This is a genomic window from Pseudovibrio sp. Ad37 (assembly GCF_001623075.1).
Classification (GTDB): domain Bacteria; phylum Pseudomonadota; class Alphaproteobacteria; order Rhizobiales; family Stappiaceae; genus Pseudovibrio.
Genome location: NZ_LMCF01000151.1, coordinates 36,156 through 58,106 on the forward strand (window position 1 = coordinate 36,156; position 21,951 = coordinate 58,106).

Genomic DNA, 21,951 nt, shown 5'->3' on the forward strand with positions numbered 1-21,951 from the left:
ACCGGGCTTTTTAGTTTCAAATCAGATCAGAGCAAACTAGTGCGCCAGCACTGCCAGAAGCAGAAGAGCCACGATGTTTGTGATCTTGATCATTGGGTTCACAGCTGGACCAGCAGTGTCCTTGTAAGGATCACCAACAGTATCACCTGTCACCGCAGCTTTATGAGCCTCAGAGCCCTTACCACCGTAATGCCCATCTTCAATGTACTTCTTGGCGTTGTCCCACGCACCGCCACCAGCGGTCATGGAAAGCGCAACAAACAGCCCTGTCACAATCACACCAAGCAGCATAGCGCCCAGGGATGCGAAGGCATTTGCTTTGCCAGCAATCGCTTCAATCAGGAAGTAAATGACGATCGGAGACAGCACAGGCAGCATGCTTGGAATGATCATTTCCTTGATTGCAGCCTTGGTCAGCATATCAACAGCACGGCCATAATCAGGGCGAACTTCACCCTTCATGATGCCAGGCTGCTCTTTAAACTGACGCCGAACTTCTTCAACCACAGCACCCGCAGCGCGGCCCACAGCAGTCATCGCCATACCGCCAAACAGGAATGGGAGCAGACCACCAAAGAACAGGCCGACAACCACATATGGGTTAGACAGTGAGAAATCGATAGACGCCTCGGTCATACCCTTGAAGTAAGGGAACTGCTCAGAGTTTGCCACGAAGAACTTCAGATCCTCCGTGTAAGCCGTAAACAGCACCAGAGCACCAAGACCGGCAGACCCAATCGCGTAGCCTTTGGTAACTGCCTTTGTGGTGTTACCAACAGCATCCAGCGCATCAGTCGTGTCGCGCACTTCCGCAGGCAGGTCTGCCATTTCAGCAATACCACCAGCGTTGTCCGTGACTGGACCAAACGCATCCAACGCCACAACCATACCAGCCAGCGCCAGCATCGTTGTCACTGCAATGGCAATACCGAACAGACCAGCCAGCTGGAAAGTCACGATAATACCGGCAATGATCACCAATGCAGGAAGCGCAGTGGATTCCATGGAGACAGCAAGACCCTGAATAACGTTGGTACCGTGACCCGTTTCAGATGCTCGGGCAATCGCCTGCACAGGACGGAAGTTGGTACCGGTGTAATATTCAGTGATCCAGATGATCAGACCTGTCACCACAAGACCGGAAACACCGCAGAAGAACAGATCCAGCGGCGTAAAGCTAACACCATTGCTCTGCGTTAACACTGTATCCATACCGCCGAAGACCCAGTAGGTCAGCGGATACAGGATGATCAGTGAAACAATTGCAGTGGCGATGAAGCCCTTATAGAGCGCGCCCATAATGGAGTTGGACGCACCAAGACGCACGAAGAACGTACCGATGATGGATGCCACAGAGCAAACACCACAGATCAGCATCGGATACAGCATTGCAGACTGCAAATCAGCCGTACCTGCAAAGTAGATCGCCGCAAGAACCATCGTCGCAACAAGCGTCACGGCGTAGGTTTCAAACAAGTCAGCGGCCATACCTGCACAGTCACCAACGTTGTCGCCAACGTTATCTGCGATTGTTGCCGGGTTACGTGGATCATCCTCAGGAATGCCAGCCTCAACCTTACCAACAAGGTCACCACCAACATCAGCACCTTTTGTAAAGATGCCGCCGCCAAGACGGGCGAAGATGGAAATCAGAGAGGCACCAAAGCCAAGAGCCACAAGCGCATCAATCACAGTACGTGATGTTGGCTCAATGCCCATAGGTCCGGTGAGGATCAGGTAGTAGACGGCAACGCCCAAAAGAGCGAGACCGGCAACGAACATTCCGGTGATAGCACCGGAACGGAATGCAATTGAGAGCCCTGCCCCAAGGCTCTGGCTTGCAGCTTGTGCAGTGCGAACGTTTGCCCGTACGGAGACGAGCATTCCAATAAATCCTGCGGCACCGGAAAGAACGGCACCGATAACAAATCCAATAGCTACGGTGATAGACAGCAAGTAAGCGACGATGGCGAAGATAACCACGCCAACAATTGCAACACTGGTGTACTGACGAGTGAGGTATGCTTGCGCACCCTCTTGAATGGCACCAGCGATTTCCTGCATTTTCGCAGACCCGGTGTCAGCAGCCATCACGCTGCGAATTGCCCAGATGCCGTAAACGACAGAGAGCAAACCGCACGCAATGGTAACGATAAGTTCAGTCATATTTCCTCCCCTAAGGGTACCCTGCTACTTATGTGTGTGTTCGTAGCAAAATCCGCACTGCAATTGTGTAATTTAACGAACACAGTGACGGTATATACCTGTCACTATCCGTCAAGTTGCTTTTGCGTGGTAGTGGAAGGAAACACGTATGTTGAAAGGAGAGAAACTACTTGGAATTATTCAAACTTTAACTTCCCTTTTTTCAGTAAACATCAGTGAGACAACAAGAAATAGACATAAGATAACGAACGGGAACACCATTAGGTTGACAGTTTCCCAACCAAACACGTTTAACAATTTCCCTGAGGAAAACGAGGCAGTTGCGACTAAACCAAAGACAAAGAAGTCGTTTATGGATTGGACTCTGTTTTGTTCTTCTGGTCGGTAAGTTTGTGTCAGCAACGCAGACGCTCCGACGAAAGAAAAGTTCCAGCCAAGACCAAGTAAAATCAGGGAACTCCAGAAAATCCAACGCTCTAGTCCCGTAAGGCCAACCAGCGCGCACACCGCATAAAGCAAAAATCCGGTGCCAATTACAGCCCCATGACCGAATCGGCCGATCAAACTTCCCGTAATAAAGCTCGGGGCAAACATGGCAATCACGTGCCACTGGATGCCAAGAGCCGCATCTGAGTTCGTCAACCCGCAAGCAACCATGGCAAGCGGAGCAGACGTCATGATCAGGTTCATGATCGCGTAACTGATCATTCCACAACCAACAGCTACAAAGAACTTTTGTTGCTTCAGAATCTCTAAAAGCGGACGTCCACGTTCATGCTTTTCCATCTTCGGTGGCAAAGGTATTTCCAAAAACGCCACAAAAAACAAACCAATAAGCATCAAGACCGCTTGCGCAAGGTAGGTTCCAACAAAAAGGAAGGGCTCAAACATGCCCTGAGTCAGAATTACAGTCTGCGGACCAACCACACCAGCAAGGATACCACCGGTCAAAACCCATGAAATAGCTTTGGGCTTAAAGGCAGGGCTGGCTGTATCAGCAGCAGCAAAACGTGCCTGTTGGGTAAAGGCCATCACAAAACCACTGCCGAGTGTGGAAACGCAAAGCAGCGTAAAACTGCCAAGGTAAGCAGCGTAGGCGGCAACCAAAGCAAACAGCACACCAAACAACAGCGCACCAACAAGCCCGGCACGGCGTCCAAAACTGCGCATGATCATGCCAGCAGGCAACGTCCCGATGGCCGTTCCAAGCACGAAAGCAGTAACAGGCAAGGTTGCCAAAGACTTATCATCAACCAGCAAAACAGAGGCGAGAATAGATGTGGTTGCAAAAATGATAGGAGGAACACCACCAGCAAACGACTGGGCAAGCGCCAAAAGCAGCGCATTGCGCTTTGCCAATCCGTCATCAATCAACGGAGCCGCCAGAGTATTTGCCATAATGTAAATCTTTCAAAGATGTCAGGAAGGAACCGACAGCCTAATCAATTCCACGTAATGAGCAACCACAGAGCTCACCTGATCACCTGCAACTTTGAGAGATATACGCACAACTCGATGAGAATACGTCATGCAAGACCGTTATTGTCGATTATCGGTCTGCGATGGTGTCAGAAATGCTTGAACCCGTCAGCACCCAGAAGGCAATAAGCTTCACCATTCAAACTGAGGGAAATCGCAGGCCCTGTAGCCTCTGGCTCGTGCAGTTCTCCGATCCGGGAACAAGACAAACCAGCCGTTTGAAGAGCTTTCTCAAAAGCCCCGGCGTTCTCAGGCATCACAGCAGCAAGGATCTCATAGTCGTCCCCGCCCGCAATCGCTGTCTCACGGAACGCAGCATCCTTCGCAATCATTGCAGAAGCAGCGTCAGACAGCGGAACACTTTCCAGCTGCACAGAAGCATGCACCTGCGATGTCCGGCACATATGTCCCAGATCAGCAACCAACCCGTCAGACACATCCATCGCCGCAACAGCATAATCACGAAGCGCTTGAGCAGCACCAACACGAGGCTGCGGCAGCAAATAACGGTTTAGAAGGAAATCACGCTGCTCAGCAGAAAGCTCAAGCTTATCTGCGAGTGCTTCATCCAACCGCAACTTCAGGCCAAGTGCGGCATCACCAATGGTGCCAGTCACATAGAGCAGTGCACCAGCAACAGCCTCATTGCGCCGAACCACCTGCCCCGTTGGAACCTGACCAAACGCGGTGATGGAAAGCAGCGGGCCTTGCGGGCAGGAAATCGTATCACCGCCAAGAAGATCAATCTGGAACTGATCCTGAACCAGCTTCAAACCGCGGCAAAACTCAGCAACCCACTCTTCACTGATGTCCTTAGATAGCCCAAGGCCCAGCAGATAGCCCTTAGGTTCTGCGCCTTTGGCAGCCAGATCCGAAAGGTTCACACCAAGCGCTTTTTGCGCGATTTCAAAGGGAGGGTCATTTTCAAAAAAATGAACCCCTGCCATCAGCATGTCCTTGGTTACTACCAATTCACATCCGGTGTCAGGGGCAAATACAGCAGCATCATCTTGCAGATGCACAGCACCCGCGCTGGTGGCAAGCGGCGCAAAATAGCGCTCAATAAGCGAGAACTCTCCCGGTCTGGAACTGGCAGTTCTCTCGTTCATTTTTTAGTCTTCGAATTCAGACTGACGCAGCTCGCGAGCCAGACGGTTCATAATACCGTTGACCAAACGCGCCTCATCTCCATCATAGAAGGACTTCGTCACATCAATGTATTCATTGATGATAACGCGGGCCGGAACGTCTTTTTTACGCAAAAACTCAGCACAGCCAACACGAAGGATCGCACGCAAAGTGGTGTCGATACGCTTCAGTGGCCAATCTTCAGAAAGCGCTGTGTGAATGCGAGGATCAATACGCAGCTGATCCTCAAACACCGCCTGCACTAGATCACGGAACCATGCCGGATCCGCATCACGGTACTGGTCGCCATCCACTTCCTGACCAAGCCGGTAAGCTTCATACTCATTCAGCACATCATTCAAACGCGCACCAGTGATTTCCATCTGATACACAGCCTGAACAGCAGCTAGTCGAGCAACCCCGCGCTTATTCGCGGGTTTCACTTCGGCGTTTTTCTTGTTGTTTTCCGTTGTCATCCTAAACCTTACACACCGAACCGGTCGCGCACGTCAATCATAGCAAGACAAGCTTCAGCAGCACCGCCGCCCTTGTTCTTTTTAGAAACGCTTGCGCGCGCCCATGCCTGATCATCATTCTCAACTGTCTGGATGCCGTTGCCAACTGCAACGTTTGCATCCACAGAAAGATCCATGATCGCACGAGCCGACTCGTTAGAAACGATGTCGTAATGGGTTGTTTCACCGCGAATTACAACACCGAGCAATACAAAACCGTCATAATCTGCATCGCCATTTTCCATTGCGGTTAACGCCATGGAAAGCGCAGCAGGAATTTCGAGCACACCTGGCACAGCCAGTCGAGAGATTTTCGCTCCTTCACGGTCCAGCACATCTGAAGCACCTTCATAAAGGGCATCAGCCAGATCTTCGTAAAACCGTGCTTCAATAACAAGAATGTGCGGAACGGCGCTCATCTAATTTCTCCTAATGCCAACCTCATATTTTCACTGAGTAATCAGCAAAGATGGGTTAAGGCCACGGGTACGGACAATACCCACGTATGTGCGCTCAGGAACCACGCCCCAAGCGAAATGTCCAGTTATTTCCTGCGGAAGTTTTTGGCTATAAGGCTATTTTGCGATTTCTGCAAGGCTTGGAAACTCAGCAAGACGCGCAACGTACCGTGCCATCATGTCAACTTCCAAGTTTACCTCATCCCCCTGCGCCCTGTCGGACCATGTGGTCACCTCCAGAGTGTGCGGAATAAGGAAGACAGAAAACGTATTTCCTTCAGCCTCGTTCACCGTCAATGAGGTGCCATCCAGCCCCACGGATCCCTTCTTCGGGATGAACCGCGCAAACTCAGGTGCACACTCAAATTTCAAATAAACGCTTTCAGGGTGTTCGGTCCGTTCAACAATGGTCGCCTTGCCATCCACATGCCCCAGAACCAGGTGACCACCCAGCTCAGCGCCCATGGAAAGGGAACGCTCCAGATTGACCCGCTTGCCCACGCTCCACTCAGCAACAGTTGTCAGCGCCAGCGTTTCGGCAGCCGATTCAACCGTAAACCAGTTCTGCTCGGCATCACGACCTTTCGCAACAACAGTGTGGCAAACGCCGGAACAGGCAATAGATGCACCAATATCGATCCCGTCAGGATCGTAAACAGTACCAATTTTCGTCCGCTGACCTGCAGCAATCTGCTCCAGCTCAAGGATTGTTCCAACGTCACTAACGATGCCCGTAAACACCTAGAACCTCTCTTTTGGCGTATACCGCCACAACAGATCTTCGCCCACAGGACGCAGCATCTGCTTGTTATAACCGTCTCGCAAACTCTCCAGCCCTTCAAAGCCGAAAGGCTGAATACCATCAGACCCAATCAGGTTGGCTCCCTGGAAAATCAAAAGCTCATCCACCAGATCTTGCTGAAGCAGACCGTGCGCAAGTTCCGCACCGCCCTCAACCATAATCTGGGAGAGACCATGCATGTAAAGCGCATCCAGTGCCTTATCAAGACATACCTTGCCATTTTTGAGGCAGTCATTGACGATAACTGTCACGCCTTCCCGCTCAAGCGCACTGACGCGATGATCCGGCGCATGTTCACCAATCACCACCCACAGGGAATTGATCTCTGCGTTTTGCACCAGCTTGGAGGAAAGCGGAATCCGGGCCTGACTATCAAACACCACCGGCTGCGGTGAGCGATGCGCCATGCCAGGCAGGCGCACAGAGAGCTCAGGATCGTCTTCTAAAACCGTGCCGATGCCCACAACAATGGCATCCATCTGCGCCCGCATCGCATGCACCAACTGCCGCGACAACGGACTGGAGATCGCCACCTGCCCGGCACCACGCTTGCCGATATAACCATCTTTCGACACGGCCATTTTGAGCTGAACAAAAGGACGTTCATTAAGGATACGGGAGATATGACCGCGAACGGCCTGTCGGCATTCTTTTTCCAAAATACCGATAAGGACGTCAACACCGCCTTCTTCAAGGATCTTTTTGCCGCGACCTGCAACAGCAGGGTTGGGATCAGCTGTGCCATAAACAACGCGCGCCACACCAGCTGCCACAAGCGCCCGCGCACACGGGCCAGTCCGGCCATAATGCGCACAAGGCTCAAGGGTCACGTAAGCTGTCGCGCCCTGGGCATGTTCACCGGCATCTTTGATGGCCAGCACTTCAGCGTGAGAGCCACCGGGAGGCAGAGTTGCACCCTGCCCCACAATCACAGACCCATCACCAAAATCTTTTGTCAGGATTGCTCCAACCGGAGGATTGGGCCACGTCCGGCCCTTTGCACGAATGCCATAGCTGATCGCCGCCGCCATAAAGCGCTCGTGCTCAACTCGTTCCTTTGCATCTAATGCTTTGTAACCAGACAAAGCCATCCCCCTGCCAGCACTACAGCGTATTTCCTAAAAGAAAAGCCCGATCCTCGGAGAAATTACGCAACACAACACTGCAAAAAGCCAGAGATTACGTCCGTGGCGGCATCATCAGCGGATCAACATCCGCATCGGAAAGCTCATCCAGCAGAGCCTCGAAGTCTTTGGCCTCGCGGAAATTCTTATAAACAGAAGCGAACCGCACATAAGCCACATCGTCAAGGGTTTTCAGCCCTTCCATGACCAAATGACCAATATCTTCCGCCACAACGTCACTTTCACCGGAGCTTTCCAGCTGCCGGACAAGACCGCTCACCATACGCTCTATACGTTCTGGCTCAACGGGACGTTTGCGGGTTGCGATCAGTACAGAGCGCATCAGCTTTTCGCGATCAAAAGGAACCCGGCGCCCATTACGCTTGATAACGGTCAGCTCGCGCAGCTGAACACGCTCAAAGGTGGTAAAACGACCACCACAAGTCTGGCAGACCCTGCGCCGACGGATAGCTGTATTATCCTCGGTCGGGCGCGAATCCTTCACCTGGGTGTCATCACCCCCGCAATATGGACAACGCATCTCGCCTGCCTCCTTACTTAAACACTAAAGAACCGCCGAAGGATGTCCGGCGGTTCTTCTCGTTTAAATTAGTTTTTGTAGATTGGGAACCGGGCAGTAAGGGCCAGTACCTTCTCTTTGACCCGTGCTTCCACAGCTTCGTTGTCGTCAACGGAATTTGCTTTGCGCAGACCTTCCAGAACCTCGGTAATCAGCTTACCAATTTCACGGAATTCTTCCTTACCAAACCCGCGGGATGTACCAGCAGGTGTACCAAGGCGGATACCGGAGGTGATGGTCGGTTTCTGAGGATCAAGCGGAACACCGTTCTTGTTACAGGTGATGTTCGCACGGCCCAGAGAAATCTCTGCGTTTTTGCCGGTCAGTTCCATTGGACGCAGGTCAACCAGCATCAGGTGCGTGTCAGTACCGCCAGAAACGATATCCAGACCACCTTCAACCAGGGTCGCAGCCAGAACCTGTGCGTTTTCGACAACGTCTTTCGCGTAGGTCTTGAACTCAGGACGCAGCGCTTCACCGAAGGCAACAGCCTTACCAGCGATCACATGCATCAAAGGACCACCCTGCAGACCTGGGAAGATCGCGGAGTTGATCTTTTTCGCAATGTCAGCGTCGTTGGTCACAACCAGACCACCACGAGGACCGCGCAGGGTCTTATGGGTGGTGGATGTTGCAACATGCGCATGCGGGAACGGGCTTGGATGCTGTCCACCAGCAACAAGACCTGCAAAGTGCGCCATATCGACCCAAAGGTAAGCGCCTACTTCGTCAGCGATTGCGCGGAACGCAGCAAAGTCAATCTCACGGGAGTAAGCAGAACCGCCAGCAATGATGATCTTTGGCTGGTGTTCTTTAGCAAGCTCACGCACCTCATCCATGTTGATGTGGCCAGTGTCAGTGTTCAGGCCGTACTGAACAGCGTTGAACCACTTGCCGGACAAGTTCGGGCGAGCGCCGTGTGTCAGGTGACCACCTGCATCAAGGCTCATGCCGAGCAGAGTGTCGCCTGGTTTCGCCAATGCAAGCAAAACAGACTGGTTGGCCTGAGAGCCGGAATTCGCCTGCACGTTAGCAAAATCACAACCGAACAGCTCTTTTACGCGGTCGATTGCAAGACGCTCAACGATATCGACGTATTCACAACCACCGTAGTAACGGCGACCAGGATAACCCTCGGCGTATTTGTTGGTCAGGACGGAACCCTGCGCCTCAAGCACAGCGCGAGATACAATATTTTCCGAAGCGATAAGCTCAATCTCGTTCTGCTGACGAGTAAGTTCTTTATTGATTGCCTCGAGAAGCTCTGGGTCACCAGAAGCCAGGCTACCTGTAAAAAACTCTGGGTAGAGCGGCGTCGTAATTGGATTATCCGATACGGACATAGGTGGACCTCATGACAAGGTTGGAGCAACAAACTGACGAAACGTCCCAATATCGTTTCGCATTCCCATCCCGACAAGTTGTAGCTTCGGGTCCTAGCCCATTAACATATAGGGGGTAACGAACCAAGCGTTGTTCATAGGAATTGCGCAATACTATTGCTGCCATCACCCAAAATTTATGAATTACGCATCTTGAGGTTGTAATTTGCGTTCCAGCTTACGAAGTGCCAGCTGTTTCAGATGCGACTCGCTCGCATTACGAGGCCCCACAACAAACACTTCAACACCGCTCTGCGCACAAATTGCTGTCATGCGAACAGCATTCCCAACCACGCGCGTCTCAAAATAGACCTGCCCCAGCTTAGACATATGGCCCCTCGCCTCGCTTCTCTCAGATTCGTAAGTTGCCTGCCGTTTTAGCAGGTAAAACAGCGCAGCACAGGCTTGCCAGCAATCACATCCCCAAAAGAAAAGGGCCGCTCTGCATCTGGCAGAGACGGCCCTTCAAACTTGAAACTCTTGCAAAACCTTACTGAGCAGAGGCCTGCGCCATCGGATCAGCACTCGCCGCGTAAAGCCCATCCTTGTCGTAGATGTCATCCCGGAAGTGAACCATACCATCGCTCAGCGCCCACGCAGTCACGTAGGACATGTGGAGCGGAATACGGCTCTTCATCTTCACATCCGTACGCTCACCTGAATTGATGGCTGCATCCACGCGGCTGCGGGTCCAGTCTGGTGTTGTCGACCCAAGCAACCATGTCACCAGCTCACGCACGTTCTGCACACGCACACAGCCGGAGGAATGGAAGCGATAGCCCTCACCGAACAAAGACTGCTCTGGCGTATCGTGCAGGTACACTTGATGGGTGTTGTTGAAGTTGATCCGGATACTACCCATGGAGTTGCCCTCACCCGGGTCCTGCGTAAAGCGATACTGGGTCGCTTCATCCGTATTCCAGTCAATCTCCTGCCACTGCTTTTCTTTGCCATACCAGTCATAGATATGGATGTTGTTCTTCGCCAGATACTGTGGATCCTTCTGCATCTTCGGAATAAGATCTTTCCGGATAATGCTGACAGGAACAGTCCAGTACGGGTTGAAGTTCACTTCATAAATCGCAGAGCTGAGGATCGGAGACTGGCGATCCTGCTTGCCAACAACAGCGGTGTGGCGGGAGCGAACACGGCCATTCTCAACAACCTCAATGCGAGCTGCCGGAATGTTCACGTTCACATAGGTATCTGTCACATTCTCAGCCAAGGCAGAAACGCGCTCCAGATTGGTCCGCAACTGCTGCAAACGCACCTCAACAGGCACATTCATCGCAATCACGGTTGCCCGGCCCACAACACCATCTGGTGTCAGGCCATGGCGCAACTGAAAGCGGCGAACAGCTGAATCAACGTAGCTGTCAAAAACCTCAGAGACACCCGCATGCTGCGCCATGTCGCCTGAAACAATCAGGCGCTGTCGCAAAGCTGCAATTGCTGGTGCGCGCATACCAATGCGCAAAACTTTCTTGGTGGAGACCTCAGGCCAACCGCCATTGAGAGCGATACGTTCATAATCGAGAATCGCATCAATCATGTACTGGCTGGTCTGCTTGGAGATAATCGGAGCCACAAAATCAATCTGCTCCAAAGAAGAAACCCCCTCATCAAAGGTGTCTTCCCATTCCGTGCCCTGACCAACGATAGGCTGTGTAGGAGCAACCGGCGCCGGCTGACTGACGGCTTGCTGAATGCTGCCATTATAGGAAAGCAGGTCTGGAACCTTAACCTGTGCCTGTGCAGACATCATACCTGCAGAAAGGCCCGTACTCACAACGAGAGCCAGAGCAAACTTGCTGCGGTTTAAAAGAGGTGCCAACACGAATAGTTTCTCCTAGCAATCAGTCATTCTGTAAGATTCCATGTAACTTGGTAAACAGAGACTTAACATGGCAAATCTACATGGCATTATCTTAGCAAACTCGCAAGACTTCAGCCAAAAATCGGGGAGGAACATCTGTTGGTGAATTAAAGAAAGTGATCGATCCCCTGAACAAATCAGAGTTGACAGCTTCTAAATTTACAATGCCAACAACACTTTTTCAGCCCGAAAAGTGAGAGCGTGTATTCCCCACTCAATGTGACCGTTTAATGGCTAATTACTCCAAGTGGGAAAAAGGTGGTTACGCAGCGAGCGTTGGTTTGCACCTAGTGCAAGAAAGCAACAATCAGCCCAACTTACTCACAGATGCCTTATCTGGAGCTGGCCCGCCACTAACAGCAATCCCATACAAGCTTTGCCGCAAGCCGGCCCTCATAACACGCAAAAACACCGCCCCCGGTGCATGGAAGCGGTGTTTTTTGAAAGCCCTGATATCGCCGAAAATTAAAGACGATAGAGGATTTGATCTGTCCAGAAGCGTTCCAGACGACGCAGGGACCGGTTCAGCCCTTCAAAGTTCTCGGTTGAGAGCTCACCAACCTGCTCAACAGAAAGAATATGACGACTGTAAAGGTCATCAACAATCTGAGCAATCTCGCGCCCTTTTTCCGTCAGGCTCACCCGCACAGAGCGGCGATCCATCTGGGAACGTTCGTGATTGATGTATCCGGTTTCAACGAGTTTCTTCAGATTATAAGAAACGTTGGAACCAAGATAATAACCGCGAGTACGAAGCTCGCCTGCAGTCAGCTCGGCGTCGCCAATGTTGAAAAGAAGCAGCGCCTGAACGCTGTTCACATCGGAACGACCCATCCGGTCAAACTCATCTTTAATGACGTCAAGAAGACGACGATGCAGACGCTCGATGAGCGTCAGTGCCTCGAGGTATGCAGGCTTCAGCCCTACCGTTTCTTCTTCTTGCGCCAAGACCTCAACGGCCCTGTTTGTATTGATCATCTGGTTGCGCCTCATGTCCATATTTTTCGTGCGTTCGTATTTTTATCAGCACTTGAAGCAAATTTACGCGACCGCTTCTAAGAACCGCTTAAGAGACACGATGAATTATTTCTTAATCACTAGCAAGCGTGTAGACCTTTCCGTTAACCCTCTGTTTACCCTGACTTCCGAAGCAAGTGGATGATGCCGGAGAAGTCGACGTTTTCCCCGCCATTGTTACAGTATTCCTCATAAAGCCGAGCCGCCTTCTCACCCATTGGCGTGTTGGCTCCGCTCGAATCTGCTGCCTCTTCCGCCAGTAGCAAGTCTTTCAGCATCATTGGAGCTGCAAAGCCGGGCTTATATTCATTGTTGGCTGGCGACGTCGGAACCGGTCCGGGAATCGGGCAGTAGGAGGTCAAAGACCAACACTGACCAGAGGACTTGGAGGAGATGTCGTAAAGCTTCTGCGGGTCCAGACCCAACTTCTCAGCCAAAACAAACGCCTCGCAGGTACCGATCATCGAAATACCAAGCAACATGTTGTTACAGATCTTTGCTGCCTGCCCAGCGCCAGCATCACCAGCATGAACAATCGAGGCTCCCATAATATCCAGGAGCGGCTTAGCCCGTTCAAATGCAGAATCAGGTCCACCAACCATAAAGGTCAATGTGCCGTTCGCAGCACCCACAATACCCCCGGAAACTGGAGCATCGACCATGCCCATACCAGTTTCGCTTGCTGCTTTTGCAACATCGCGGCTGCTGTCCACATCAATAGTCGAGCTATCGATAAACAGCGTGCCCTTTGGTGCATGCGCAAGAATTCCATCTTCGCCCGTATACACGGCACGAACATGCTTCCCTGCTGGCAGCATGGTAACAACAGCCTGAACGTCGCGAACCGCTTCAACTGCTGACGAAGCAACTTGCCCGCCCGCAGCCTGAAACGCAGTACGCGCCTCTTCAGAAAGATCTACACCGACGACTTCATGTCCGGCTTTGACAAGATTTGCAGCCATAGGGCCGCCCATATTACCAAGACCAATAAAAGCAACGCGAAGAACAGTTTCTCCCATTGCATCCTCCCGAAAATCGCCGTCCGTCAGGATTTTGAACATTTAGAACTTGCCCCAAGCTGATCACCTAGGGTTCGCTCAGATCAATTTGACGTGAACGGCAGTTTGCAAAACAGTAAATTTCAATGAGTTACAGACCAAACTGAACTTTGGTCGATCAGGCCCGCTCCTCTCGCTCTGCAAGGTAAAGCAGAACGAGATAAAGGGCGATTGCACTGATGTAGAATATGACCTCAGTCGGACTACGACCAAAGACCATGGGAAACACGGAATACATCACCACCTGCGCCAGTGAGCGGAACAGCCACATCACTGTTCCCCAGCTGGAAAGCAGCCACAGACCAATGGCAGTCACCAGATCGAGAATAGCGAAAAAGATAATGGTAGACTGCACTTGTACGCCGACACTCTCAAACGGAGCATCGTCAATCAAGCGCACACCAAGTATAGCGCCCCAGTAGCTTAGGCCTGCAAACAGCATGAAGACGGCAAGCAGCCTGACATACGCATGCAGCAAAAACTGAAAGGAGGGAATCCTCTTCATCAGCTCTACAAAAACGCCAGGCATACCTAAAGCTCCACCTTACAAATCTGCCCCAATCACAGGCAGTAAGCCCCTTGCCCCGTTAAAATACGAGGTCACCCCCCTTCGGTGACATAAAATGGGCCTCAACATCAACTGTTTTTATTTCAGCAAGGCTTAAATGCTGCCATTTAGGGGCGTGATCCTTATCGATAATCACAGCTCGTACACCCTCATAGAAATCCTTGCCCAGTAGAATCTGCGAAACAATCCGATGCTCCATGACCATACACTCGGCCATGGAAAGCCCCGCACCGCGCCGCACCTGCTGAAATGCAACTTCCATGCTGAGCGGTGAGCGCTTGCCAATCGTTTCCAGAGCAGCAACCGCAAAATCATCATGCTCAGAGCCCTGCAGCTTGCGCAGACGGTCCACAACTTCCAGCGTGCTCTCAGCACCAAAGCACTCATCCACCACATCCGCTTTGGCGTGCAGCGGCGCAGGCCCCGGATCAAACGCAAAGCGCGCCAACACAGGCTCTACGTCCTGCGCCTCACACAGCGCCTGTTCCAGAGCTGCCATATCCTCAGACTTCACTGCATGGGTCAGGATGCCCGTCCAGTAACAATCCGCCTGCCTCAAACGCTCCCCGGTCATCGCGCAGTACATGCCCGTGTTCTGAGGCATCTTCGGCAGGAAGTGACTGCCGCCCGCATCCGGGAAGAAACCAATCGCCGTCTCAGGCATGGCAAACATCGTCTTCTCACTGCCCACACGATACGCACCATGCACAGAGATACCAACACCACCGCCCATCACAATACCATCAAGCAGTGCAATCAAAGGCTTAGCGTAGCTTTCCATGTAAGTGTTGAGGCGATACTCATCCGCAAAGAACGGCAGGCTCACATCAATTTTCTCAGGCCCGTTTTCGGCAACCTGACGAATATCTCCGCCCGCGCAAAAGGCCTTTTCACTGTTGCTCTTAATGAGAACATGATGGACTGCATCATCAATCAGCCAGCGCTCCAGCTGCCGGTGCATCGCAACGCACATCTCATGTGTCAGCGCATTCAGCGCCTTGGGGCGATTCAGAATGATAAGACCAGCATGGCCCTTCTCTTCAAAAAGAACATCAGTAGTTTCGGACAAGACTTCCCCCGCATATTCCTGTTGCACAGCGTACCTATTCATTTTGCTAAAATTATCTGGCGTATTTCCGAAAACAGGACACTGGTTTCCGGTTAAAGATACGCAACACAAAAACTAAAGCAGCTCACTCAGTCCATCCTAAGAAGAACCGCTAGCAACTCAAGCCTTCATCAGTTCACGCGCCACGATGACGCGCATAATCTCATTGGTTCCTTCCAGAATCTGGTGAACCCGCAAGTCACGCAAATGACGCTCCAGCGGATAATCCTTCAGATACCCGTAACCACCATGGATCTGCAGCGCTTCATTGACCACCTTGAAGCCCGTATCCGTCGCAAGGCGCTTGGCCATCGCCGCCATCTTGGTCGCCTGAGGATCTTTCCGGTCCAGCAGAGACGCCGCCTTGTGCAGCAGCAAACGCGCCGCTTCCAGTTCCGTCGCCATATCCGCAATTTTGAACTGCAGCGCCTGAAACTGCGCCAGCGAGCGCCCGAACTGCTTGCGCTCATCCATATACTGCAAAGCCCGGTCCAGACAGAACTGCGCGCCACCAAGTGAACAGGCCCCAATGTTCAGGCGCCCACCATCAAGCCCGGCCATGGCAATCGAAAAGCCTTGCCCCTCTGCGCCAACCAGGCTCTCAACTGGCACACGACAATCTTCAAAAATCACCTGCGCCGTCGGCTGGCTGCACCAACCAAGCTTATGCTCGTTGGCCCCAAAGGACAGACCCGGCGCATCCTTCTCAACCACGATGCAAGATATCCCCTTCGGCCCATCCTCACCCGTGCGAACCATACATACGTAAACATCAGAGACACCGCCGCCAGAGATGAAGGCTTTTGAACCGTTGATCACATAATGATCACCATCCCGCACCGCCTTCGTGCGTAGCGACGCTGCATCTGATCCAGCCCCCGGCTCGGTCAGACAATAACTCGCCACCTTCTCCATGCTGCAAAGACCGGGGAGAAACTTCTGCCGAACCTCATCAGACCCAAACCGGTCCAACATGCCAGCAGCCATATTATGAATAGACAAAAACGCAGAGGTAGAAACACATCCCTTGGAGAGCTCTTCAAAGATCAGCGCCCCATCAAGACGCCCCAACTGCGAGCCGCCCACATCTTCGCGCACATACAGCCCGCCCAGACCCAGCGCCGCTGCCTTGCGAAGCACATCCAGCGGGAAATGAGATTTCGCATCCCACTCTGCTGCAAAAGGCGCCATCTCCTCCTGCGCAAATCCGGCTGCCATATCCACAAAGGCACGTTGATCTTCGTTCAGTTCAAATTCCATGGAATCCGTCCTCCCGGCAAGCAGCCTCCCACAACCACCAGCCACAATATTAATGTAATTGCGTCAATCGGTAGCCCCACACCAAAACTGCGTCAATTCTCGGAAAGACCAAGATAAGACCAATTGCTCAGTCAAAACAGCGGCCCGTACACAGCAACGTTCCAAAAACGCAAAGCTTTCAAACCAACGCAACAAATCGCGCAAAGCTATAATCCGCGAGTGATTCCCCGCTTGTTCCCCTCAAGCCTCCAATCAGCTGAGAGGATAAGTCTGTCGTCCACCGTTTAATTGCTCTGAAAGCGAAAACCTTCCCGCGATTCTAAAGAACCTCTGGAACACAAAAAGAATTTGAGTTTCATCAAGCAAACTCCCCGTGCTATCTGACATCAAATGCCCTAGTAGTTTTGAGTAAACCGACGCTCTCAGAGCTAAAGACGCCACACAACAAGTCATTCAGGTGAGTTACCATGCCGTTTGCCAATGAATCGCATTCTTCCGTAGACATGAACCAGATTTTGAACGGCCGCCGAATGCGTCGCAATCGTCACAGCGATTGGTCCCGTCGTTTGATCCGCGAAAACACAATCACCACGGACGACCTGATCTGGCCAATCTTCCTGATTGATGGCGAGAAGAAAACCGAACCAGTCACGTCCATGCCAGGCGTTGAGCGCTATTCTGTCGATATGGCAGTGCGCGCCGCTGAGCAGGCTGCGGAACTTGGCATTCCGGTTATGGCACTGTTTCCAAACACTGACCCTGACTTGCGCGATGAAATGGGCACCGAAGCGCTGAACGACAGCAACCTGACCTGCCGCGCTCTTCAGGCGATCAAAGCAGAAGGTTTCCCTGTTGGCCTGATGACAGACGTTGCGCTGGACCCTTACACCTCTCACGGCCACGATGGCCTGATGGCAGGCGACAAGATCATCAATGATGAGACCGTAGATCAGCTCTGCCGTCAGGCTCTTATTCAGGCCGAAGCTGGCTCTGATATCATTGCACCTTCTGACATGATGGATGGCCGTATCGGTGCAATCCGCTATGCGCTGGACAATAACAACTTCGAAAACCTGCAGATCATGGCCTACTCCGCAAAGTACGCCTCCGCATTTTATGGCCCGTTCCGCGACGCTGTTGGCTCCAACTCTAACCTGAAGGGCGACAAACGCACCTATCAGATGGATCCGGCCAACACGGACGAAGCGCTGAAAGAAGCTGAGCTGGATCTGGATGAAGGTGCAGACATGATCATGGTGAAGCCGGGAATGCCTTATCTTGATATTCTCCGCCGCATCAAAGACGCCTTCCTTGCACCAACCTACGCCTATCAGGTCTCCGGCGAATACGCCATGATCTGTGCAGCAGCGCAAAACGGCTGGATGGACAAAGACAAAGCCATGCTGGAAAGCCTGATGGCGTTTAAACGCGCTGGCGCAGATGGTGTCTTAACCTACTTTGCACCTGAACTTGCGAAAAAGCTAAACGGCAAATAAAGCCCGTAAAACAAGACACCTGCGAGAACAAAACATGCCAAAGGTGGCCTCACCTCTTCTCACCCTTTCAAAGATTGAAGAGGCTGCAAACAACATCAAGGGCGCGGTGATATCAACACCGCTCCTGCCAGCCGCTCAACTGGATGCCATCACTGGCGCCACTGTTTTCGTCAAATACGAGAACATGCAGGCCACCAATGCCTTCAAAGAGCGCGGCGCTCTGAACAAGCTGCTTCACCTGACAGATGAAGAGAAAAGCCGCGGCGTAATCGCCATGTCCGCTGGCAACCACGCGCAAGCTGTAGCTCTTCATGCACAACGTCTTGGCATCCCGGCACTCATCGTCATGCCCAACGGCACGCCCTACGTGAAAGTGGAGGCAACCAAAGCCTTTGGCGCCAAAGTCGTTCTTGCCGGTGAAACCGTTGACGATGCCAAGAATGAAGCTGACCGCCTGTCAGAAAAACACGGCTACATCTGGGTTCATCCGTTTGATGATCTGGAAGTCATCGCAGGACAAGGCACAATCGCCCTTGAAATGCTGAAGGCCCAGCCAGATCTGGACACGCTGATCGTACCAATCGGCGGTGGTGGAATGATCTCCGGCATCGCAGTCGCAGCCAAAGCGATCAAGCCGGATATCGAGATCATCGGTGTTGAAAGCGAGCTCTACCCGTCCATGTATGCTGCCCTGCGCAACCAGCCAATGGAATGCGGTGGCAACTCTCTGGCAGAGGGTATCGCGGTCAAAGTGCCTGGCACTTATACTCAGCAGCTGGTCAAGCAATATGTCGACGATATTCTGCTCGTCAGCGAAAGCCAGATCGAGGAAGCCATCAACATCTTCCTCACCCGCCTGAAAACGGTGGCTGAAGGAGCTGGCGCTGCGGGCCTTGCAGCCATTTGCGCGCACCCGGAGCGATTTAAAGGCAAAAAAGTTGGACTTGTCCTCTGCGGAGGCAACATCAATCCCCGCCTGCTGGCATCCATCGCACTGCGCCAGCTGGTCCGCCTTGGCAACATCATACACATCCGCTGCAACATCCCGGATCGTCCGGGCATCCTTGGCGAAATCTCGACAACGATCGGTCAGCTGGGCGGCAACATTTTGGAAGTCTCTCACCATCGCCTCTTCCTTGACGTCTCCGTAAAAGGCGCAACACTGGACGTGGCTATTGAGACCCGTGACAATCAGCACGCAAAAGAAATCGTTGCTGCGCTGGAAGAAGGAGATATCCACGTCTCCCACCTGTCTTCTGGCGAGATGCGATTCTAGAGTTATCCCCACTCGCAAACTGCAATTGAGATCAGCATCTGCGCCGAACACCGCGTTCGCGCAGATGCCTGCATCGTAGGCCGCGCAAAATTATCCTCTCATTGCCAGATTCTACAAAAATTGTTTGCTACCCCCGCTTGAAACTTGAAAATAGCACACCCAATTCTACTGAGAGACGCTGGGGAATGCCCCGGCACAGTTGAACCTGACAGAGGCAGAAATGAGCCAAGAAGTGAGCGCGCACCCGAACATCTATTATGATCCCTATCTTAATCCTCAGCTGTTTGACGGCGTGCGGAAAAAACGGATCTTTGCGTGCGTCATCGATATTATCGCGATCACCGTTCTCTCTACCATCGCTTACTTTGTCGTCGGCTTTCTCGGCATCCTGACACTTGGCCTTGCATGGTTGTTATTCCCTGCAATCTGGCCACTAGTTGCCCTAGCCTACACTGCGTTTTCACTGGGTGGGTTTAATTCCGCAACACCGGGCATGCGTGCGTTTGGCTTGGAAATGCGCCTGAGCAACGGCGGCCGTCCCTATCCGCTCTATGCAGCAATCCACGTCCTGCTCTTTTATTTCTCAGTAACAATACTCAGCCCTTTTGTCCTCATAGTCTCATTGTTTAGTGACCAAAAGCGCCTGCTCCATGATATCGTGCTTGGTGCCGTTATTATGAATTCCCCGGTGGATAGTCTGCATCGATAACAAACCAATGATGCAACGTGCAGTGACGAACCTGCCAGGACCCTCTAATAACGTGTGAAAGTGTAGCACGAGCGGGGACGCGCATGGAGAACCTGAACATACCGATGATCCTGACCTTTGTGATCATCGGATTCACGATCGTCCTGTATGCGCTGGAACGCGTTGCGATCGAGATCGTAGCACTGGGCTCCATTGTAGCCCTCATGCTGCTGTTCATGGCTTTTCCTCAAACATTGAATGGAACGCCAATCAGGCCGGAGGACTTTCTCTCCGGCTTTTCCAATCAAGCGCTGATCACGGTGATCTGCTTGCTGATTGTCGGCCAAGGCCTCTTCCAGACGGATGCCCTCGACAAACCCGCTCAGGCGATCCTGCGCATCTCAAAACAGCGCCGCTGGCTGGCAACCGGCCCTTTGCTGATTACTGTTGGCATTGTCAGCGCATTTTTGAACAACACACCCGTTGTTGTCATCACACTGCCAATTCTGACCACTGTCGCCGCCGCGCATAATACCTCCTCCTCTCGTTTTCTTATGCCTCTCTCGTTCATTACGATCCTTGGCGGCATGACAACGATGATCGGCTCCTCCACCAACCTGCTCGTAGCCAATGTCGCCAACGCAACTGGTGAAGTCCGTATCAACTTCTTCACCTTCACCGCATTCGGCTCCATTCTCGCAGCCGTCGGTGCAGTTTATGTTCTGGTGATTTTGCCGCGTCTGCTCAAACCTCGCCAAACCATGGCAGAGGAGTTCACCGGCAAGGATGGACGCCAGTTTATCGCTCAGATTCCAATTGTTTACGGTCATCCACTGGTGGGCGAAAAGGCTGTCGCAGGCATGTTCCCAGCGCTTAAGGAAATGACGGTTCGCCTGATCCAGCGCGGAGAGCGCCCGCTCCTGCCGCCCTTTGAAGACGTTCAGCTGCAGCCGGGCGATACAGTAATCGTTGCCGCCACCCGCGACACTCTCACCCGCGCCATCAGCCAACGCCACCCTCTCCTTCCAGCTGATGCAAACGAGAGCCCAACCAGCGAAGCAGAACACGCCTCTCCATCTGGTACGCTCACTCTTGCAGAAGCAGTTATTGCCCCCGGCTCCCGCCTGATTGGCCGCACACTCTCCATGACAAGTTTCCACGCCGACACCGGCTGTGTTGTCACCGGATTGCAGCGCCGCAGCCGTATGCCGCGCATGCCGATGACCGATATCCGCATGGAATCCGGTGATGTTTTGCTGATTGCTGGCAACCGCGAAGAAATCAACCGCCTGCGCGGAAACCGCGATGTCCTGCTCATGGACTGGTCCGCAACCGAGCTGCCACAACGGCAATATGCCCGTCGCGCACTGGCAATCTTCGTCGCCATGATCACAGTCGCGGTGTCTGGTGTTGTGCCAATTATGGTAGCATCAATCGCAGCAACCCTTGCTATGATCATGTGCGGCTGCCTCAACATCCGCCAGACACTGCGCACAATCGACAGCCGGATATTCATGTTGATCGGCGCCTCCATTGCTGCCTCCCTCGCTCTGGAAGCAACGGGGGGTGATAATGCCATTGCACAGACATTGCTCAACATCGCCGACGGCAGATCTCCAGCCTTTGTCCTCTCGCTTCTCTTTGCCGTTGTTGCAATTTTAACCAACTTACTCAGCAACAACGCAACAGCGGTGCTCTTCACGCCCATCGCAATCGAGATGGCACACAGGACAGGCGTGCCTGTGGAACCCTTCATCGTTTGCCTGATTTTTGCAGCAAACTGTTCATTTGCAACACCAATCGGCTATCAGACAAACCTCATCGTAATGGGTCCGGGGCACTACCGTTTCTCAGATTTTCTCTTCGCCGGCACACCTCTCGCCATAATCATATGGTTGACCTTCTCAATTGTCGCTCCTTACTATTATAATCTGTAAGGCGAAAAGAGGATAAATAAGAGAAAGGGACGC

Annotated in this window: 20 protein-coding genes; 4 read left to right on the top strand and 16 right to left on the bottom strand. The window is 52.5% G+C overall.

All coding sequences use genetic code 11. From position 1 onward, the window contains the following. Positions 1–36: 36 nt before the first annotated feature. The 16 genes from PsAD37_RS19440 to PsAD37_RS19515 all read right to left on the bottom strand — a co-directional run bounded on the left by PsAD37_RS19440 (position 37) and on the right by PsAD37_RS19515 (position 16,521). Entirely contained in the window at positions 37–2,166 is a 2,130-nt protein-coding gene (locus PsAD37_RS19440; RefSeq protein ID WP_063297545.1) for a sodium-translocating pyrophosphatase, read from the bottom strand. A gap of 180 nt (positions 2,167–2,346) precedes the next feature. After that, a complete protein-coding gene (locus tag PsAD37_RS19445; protein ID WP_063297546.1) occupies positions 2,347–3,564 on the bottom strand; it encodes an MFS transporter in 1,218 nt (405 codons plus the stop codon). 170 nt (positions 3,565–3,734) lie between these two features. Next, on the bottom strand, positions 3,735–4,754 hold the full coding sequence (thiL, locus tag PsAD37_RS19450; RefSeq protein WP_063297547.1) for a thiamine-phosphate kinase: 1,020 nt from the start codon (positions 4,752–4,754) through the stop codon (positions 3,735–3,737). Between the two features lie 3 nt (positions 4,755–4,757). Continuing rightward, entirely contained in the window at positions 4,758–5,249 is a 492-nt protein-coding gene (gene nusB / locus PsAD37_RS19455; protein ID WP_057464298.1) for a transcription antitermination factor NusB, read from the bottom strand. Between the two features lie 8 nt (positions 5,250–5,257). Next, positions 5,258–5,707 (bottom strand): 6,7-dimethyl-8-ribityllumazine synthase, encoded by a 450-nt coding sequence (ribH, locus tag PsAD37_RS19460; protein WP_057464297.1) that lies wholly within the window; start codon positions 5,705–5,707, stop codon positions 5,258–5,260. A gap of 156 nt (positions 5,708–5,863) precedes the next feature. Next, a complete protein-coding gene (locus tag PsAD37_RS19465; RefSeq protein WP_063297548.1) occupies positions 5,864–6,487 on the bottom strand; it encodes a riboflavin synthase in 624 nt (207 codons plus the stop codon). Further along, entirely contained in the window at positions 6,488–7,633 is a 1,146-nt protein-coding gene (gene ribD / locus PsAD37_RS19470; protein ID WP_063297577.1) for a bifunctional diaminohydroxyphosphoribosylaminopyrimidine deaminase/5-amino-6-(5-phosphoribosylamino)uracil reductase RibD, read from the bottom strand. A gap of 94 nt (positions 7,634–7,727) precedes the next feature. Beyond that, positions 7,728–8,213: a transcriptional regulator NrdR gene (gene nrdR, locus PsAD37_RS19475; RefSeq protein ID WP_057464295.1), complete on the bottom strand. Its 486-nt coding sequence runs from the start codon at positions 8,211–8,213 to the stop codon at positions 7,728–7,730. 68 nt (positions 8,214–8,281) lie between these two features. Further along, positions 8,282–9,595 (bottom strand): serine hydroxymethyltransferase, encoded by a 1,314-nt coding sequence (glyA, locus tag PsAD37_RS19480; protein WP_063297549.1) that lies wholly within the window; start codon positions 9,593–9,595, stop codon positions 8,282–8,284. Positions 9,596–9,778: 183 nt separating this feature from the next. Next, positions 9,779–9,964: a hypothetical protein gene (locus tag PsAD37_RS19485; RefSeq protein WP_057464293.1), complete on the bottom strand. Its 186-nt coding sequence runs from the start codon at positions 9,962–9,964 to the stop codon at positions 9,779–9,781. Between the two features lie 160 nt (positions 9,965–10,124). Further along, positions 10,125–11,471: a murein L,D-transpeptidase gene (locus PsAD37_RS19490; protein WP_057464292.1), complete on the bottom strand. Its 1,347-nt coding sequence runs from the start codon at positions 11,469–11,471 to the stop codon at positions 10,125–10,127. A gap of 504 nt (positions 11,472–11,975) precedes the next feature. Then, positions 11,976–12,488, bottom strand: coding sequence for a transcriptional regulator LdtR (gene ldtR / locus PsAD37_RS19495; RefSeq protein WP_063297550.1), 513 nt, complete (start codon positions 12,486–12,488; stop codon positions 11,976–11,978). 155 nt (positions 12,489–12,643) lie between these two features. Next, entirely contained in the window at positions 12,644–13,588 is a 945-nt protein-coding gene (gene mmsB / locus PsAD37_RS19500) for a 3-hydroxyisobutyrate dehydrogenase (protein ID WP_244272545.1), read from the bottom strand. Positions 13,589–13,703: 115 nt separating this feature from the next. Next, on the bottom strand, positions 13,704–14,114 hold the full coding sequence (locus tag PsAD37_RS19505; protein WP_063297551.1) for a DUF6163 family protein: 411 nt from the start codon (positions 14,112–14,114) through the stop codon (positions 13,704–13,706). Positions 14,115–14,172: 58 nt separating this feature from the next. Beyond that, complete coding sequence (locus PsAD37_RS19510) at positions 14,173–15,222, bottom strand: enoyl-CoA hydratase/isomerase family protein (RefSeq protein ID WP_244272546.1); 1,050 nt, start codon at positions 15,220–15,222, stop codon at positions 14,173–14,175. A gap of 159 nt (positions 15,223–15,381) precedes the next feature. Beyond that, positions 15,382–16,521 carry an isobutyryl-CoA dehydrogenase gene (locus PsAD37_RS19515; protein WP_063297552.1) on the bottom strand — a complete coding sequence of 380 codons (1,140 nt, stop codon included), beginning with the start codon at positions 16,519–16,521 and terminating at the stop codon, positions 15,382–15,384. Positions 16,522–16,988: 467 nt separating this feature from the next. Between PsAD37_RS19515 and hemB the strand changes: the two genes are divergently transcribed. The 4 genes from hemB to PsAD37_RS19535 all read left to right on the top strand — a co-directional run bounded on the left by hemB (position 16,989) and on the right by PsAD37_RS19535 (position 21,918). Beyond that, complete coding sequence (hemB, locus tag PsAD37_RS19520) at positions 16,989–18,017, top strand: porphobilinogen synthase (protein WP_057464288.1); 1,029 nt, start codon at positions 16,989–16,991, stop codon at positions 18,015–18,017. 34 nt (positions 18,018–18,051) lie between these two features. Then, complete coding sequence (locus tag PsAD37_RS19525) at positions 18,052–19,293, top strand: threonine ammonia-lyase (protein WP_063297553.1); 1,242 nt, start codon at positions 18,052–18,054, stop codon at positions 19,291–19,293. Between the two features lie 220 nt (positions 19,294–19,513). Continuing rightward, on the top strand, positions 19,514–20,002 hold the full coding sequence (locus PsAD37_RS19530) for an RDD family protein (RefSeq protein ID WP_208981025.1): 489 nt from the start codon (positions 19,514–19,516) through the stop codon (positions 20,000–20,002). A gap of 83 nt (positions 20,003–20,085) precedes the next feature. Further along, positions 20,086–21,918: an SLC13 family permease gene (locus tag PsAD37_RS19535; protein ID WP_063297554.1), complete on the top strand. Its 1,833-nt coding sequence runs from the start codon at positions 20,086–20,088 to the stop codon at positions 21,916–21,918. Positions 21,919–21,951: the final 33 nt, after the last annotated feature.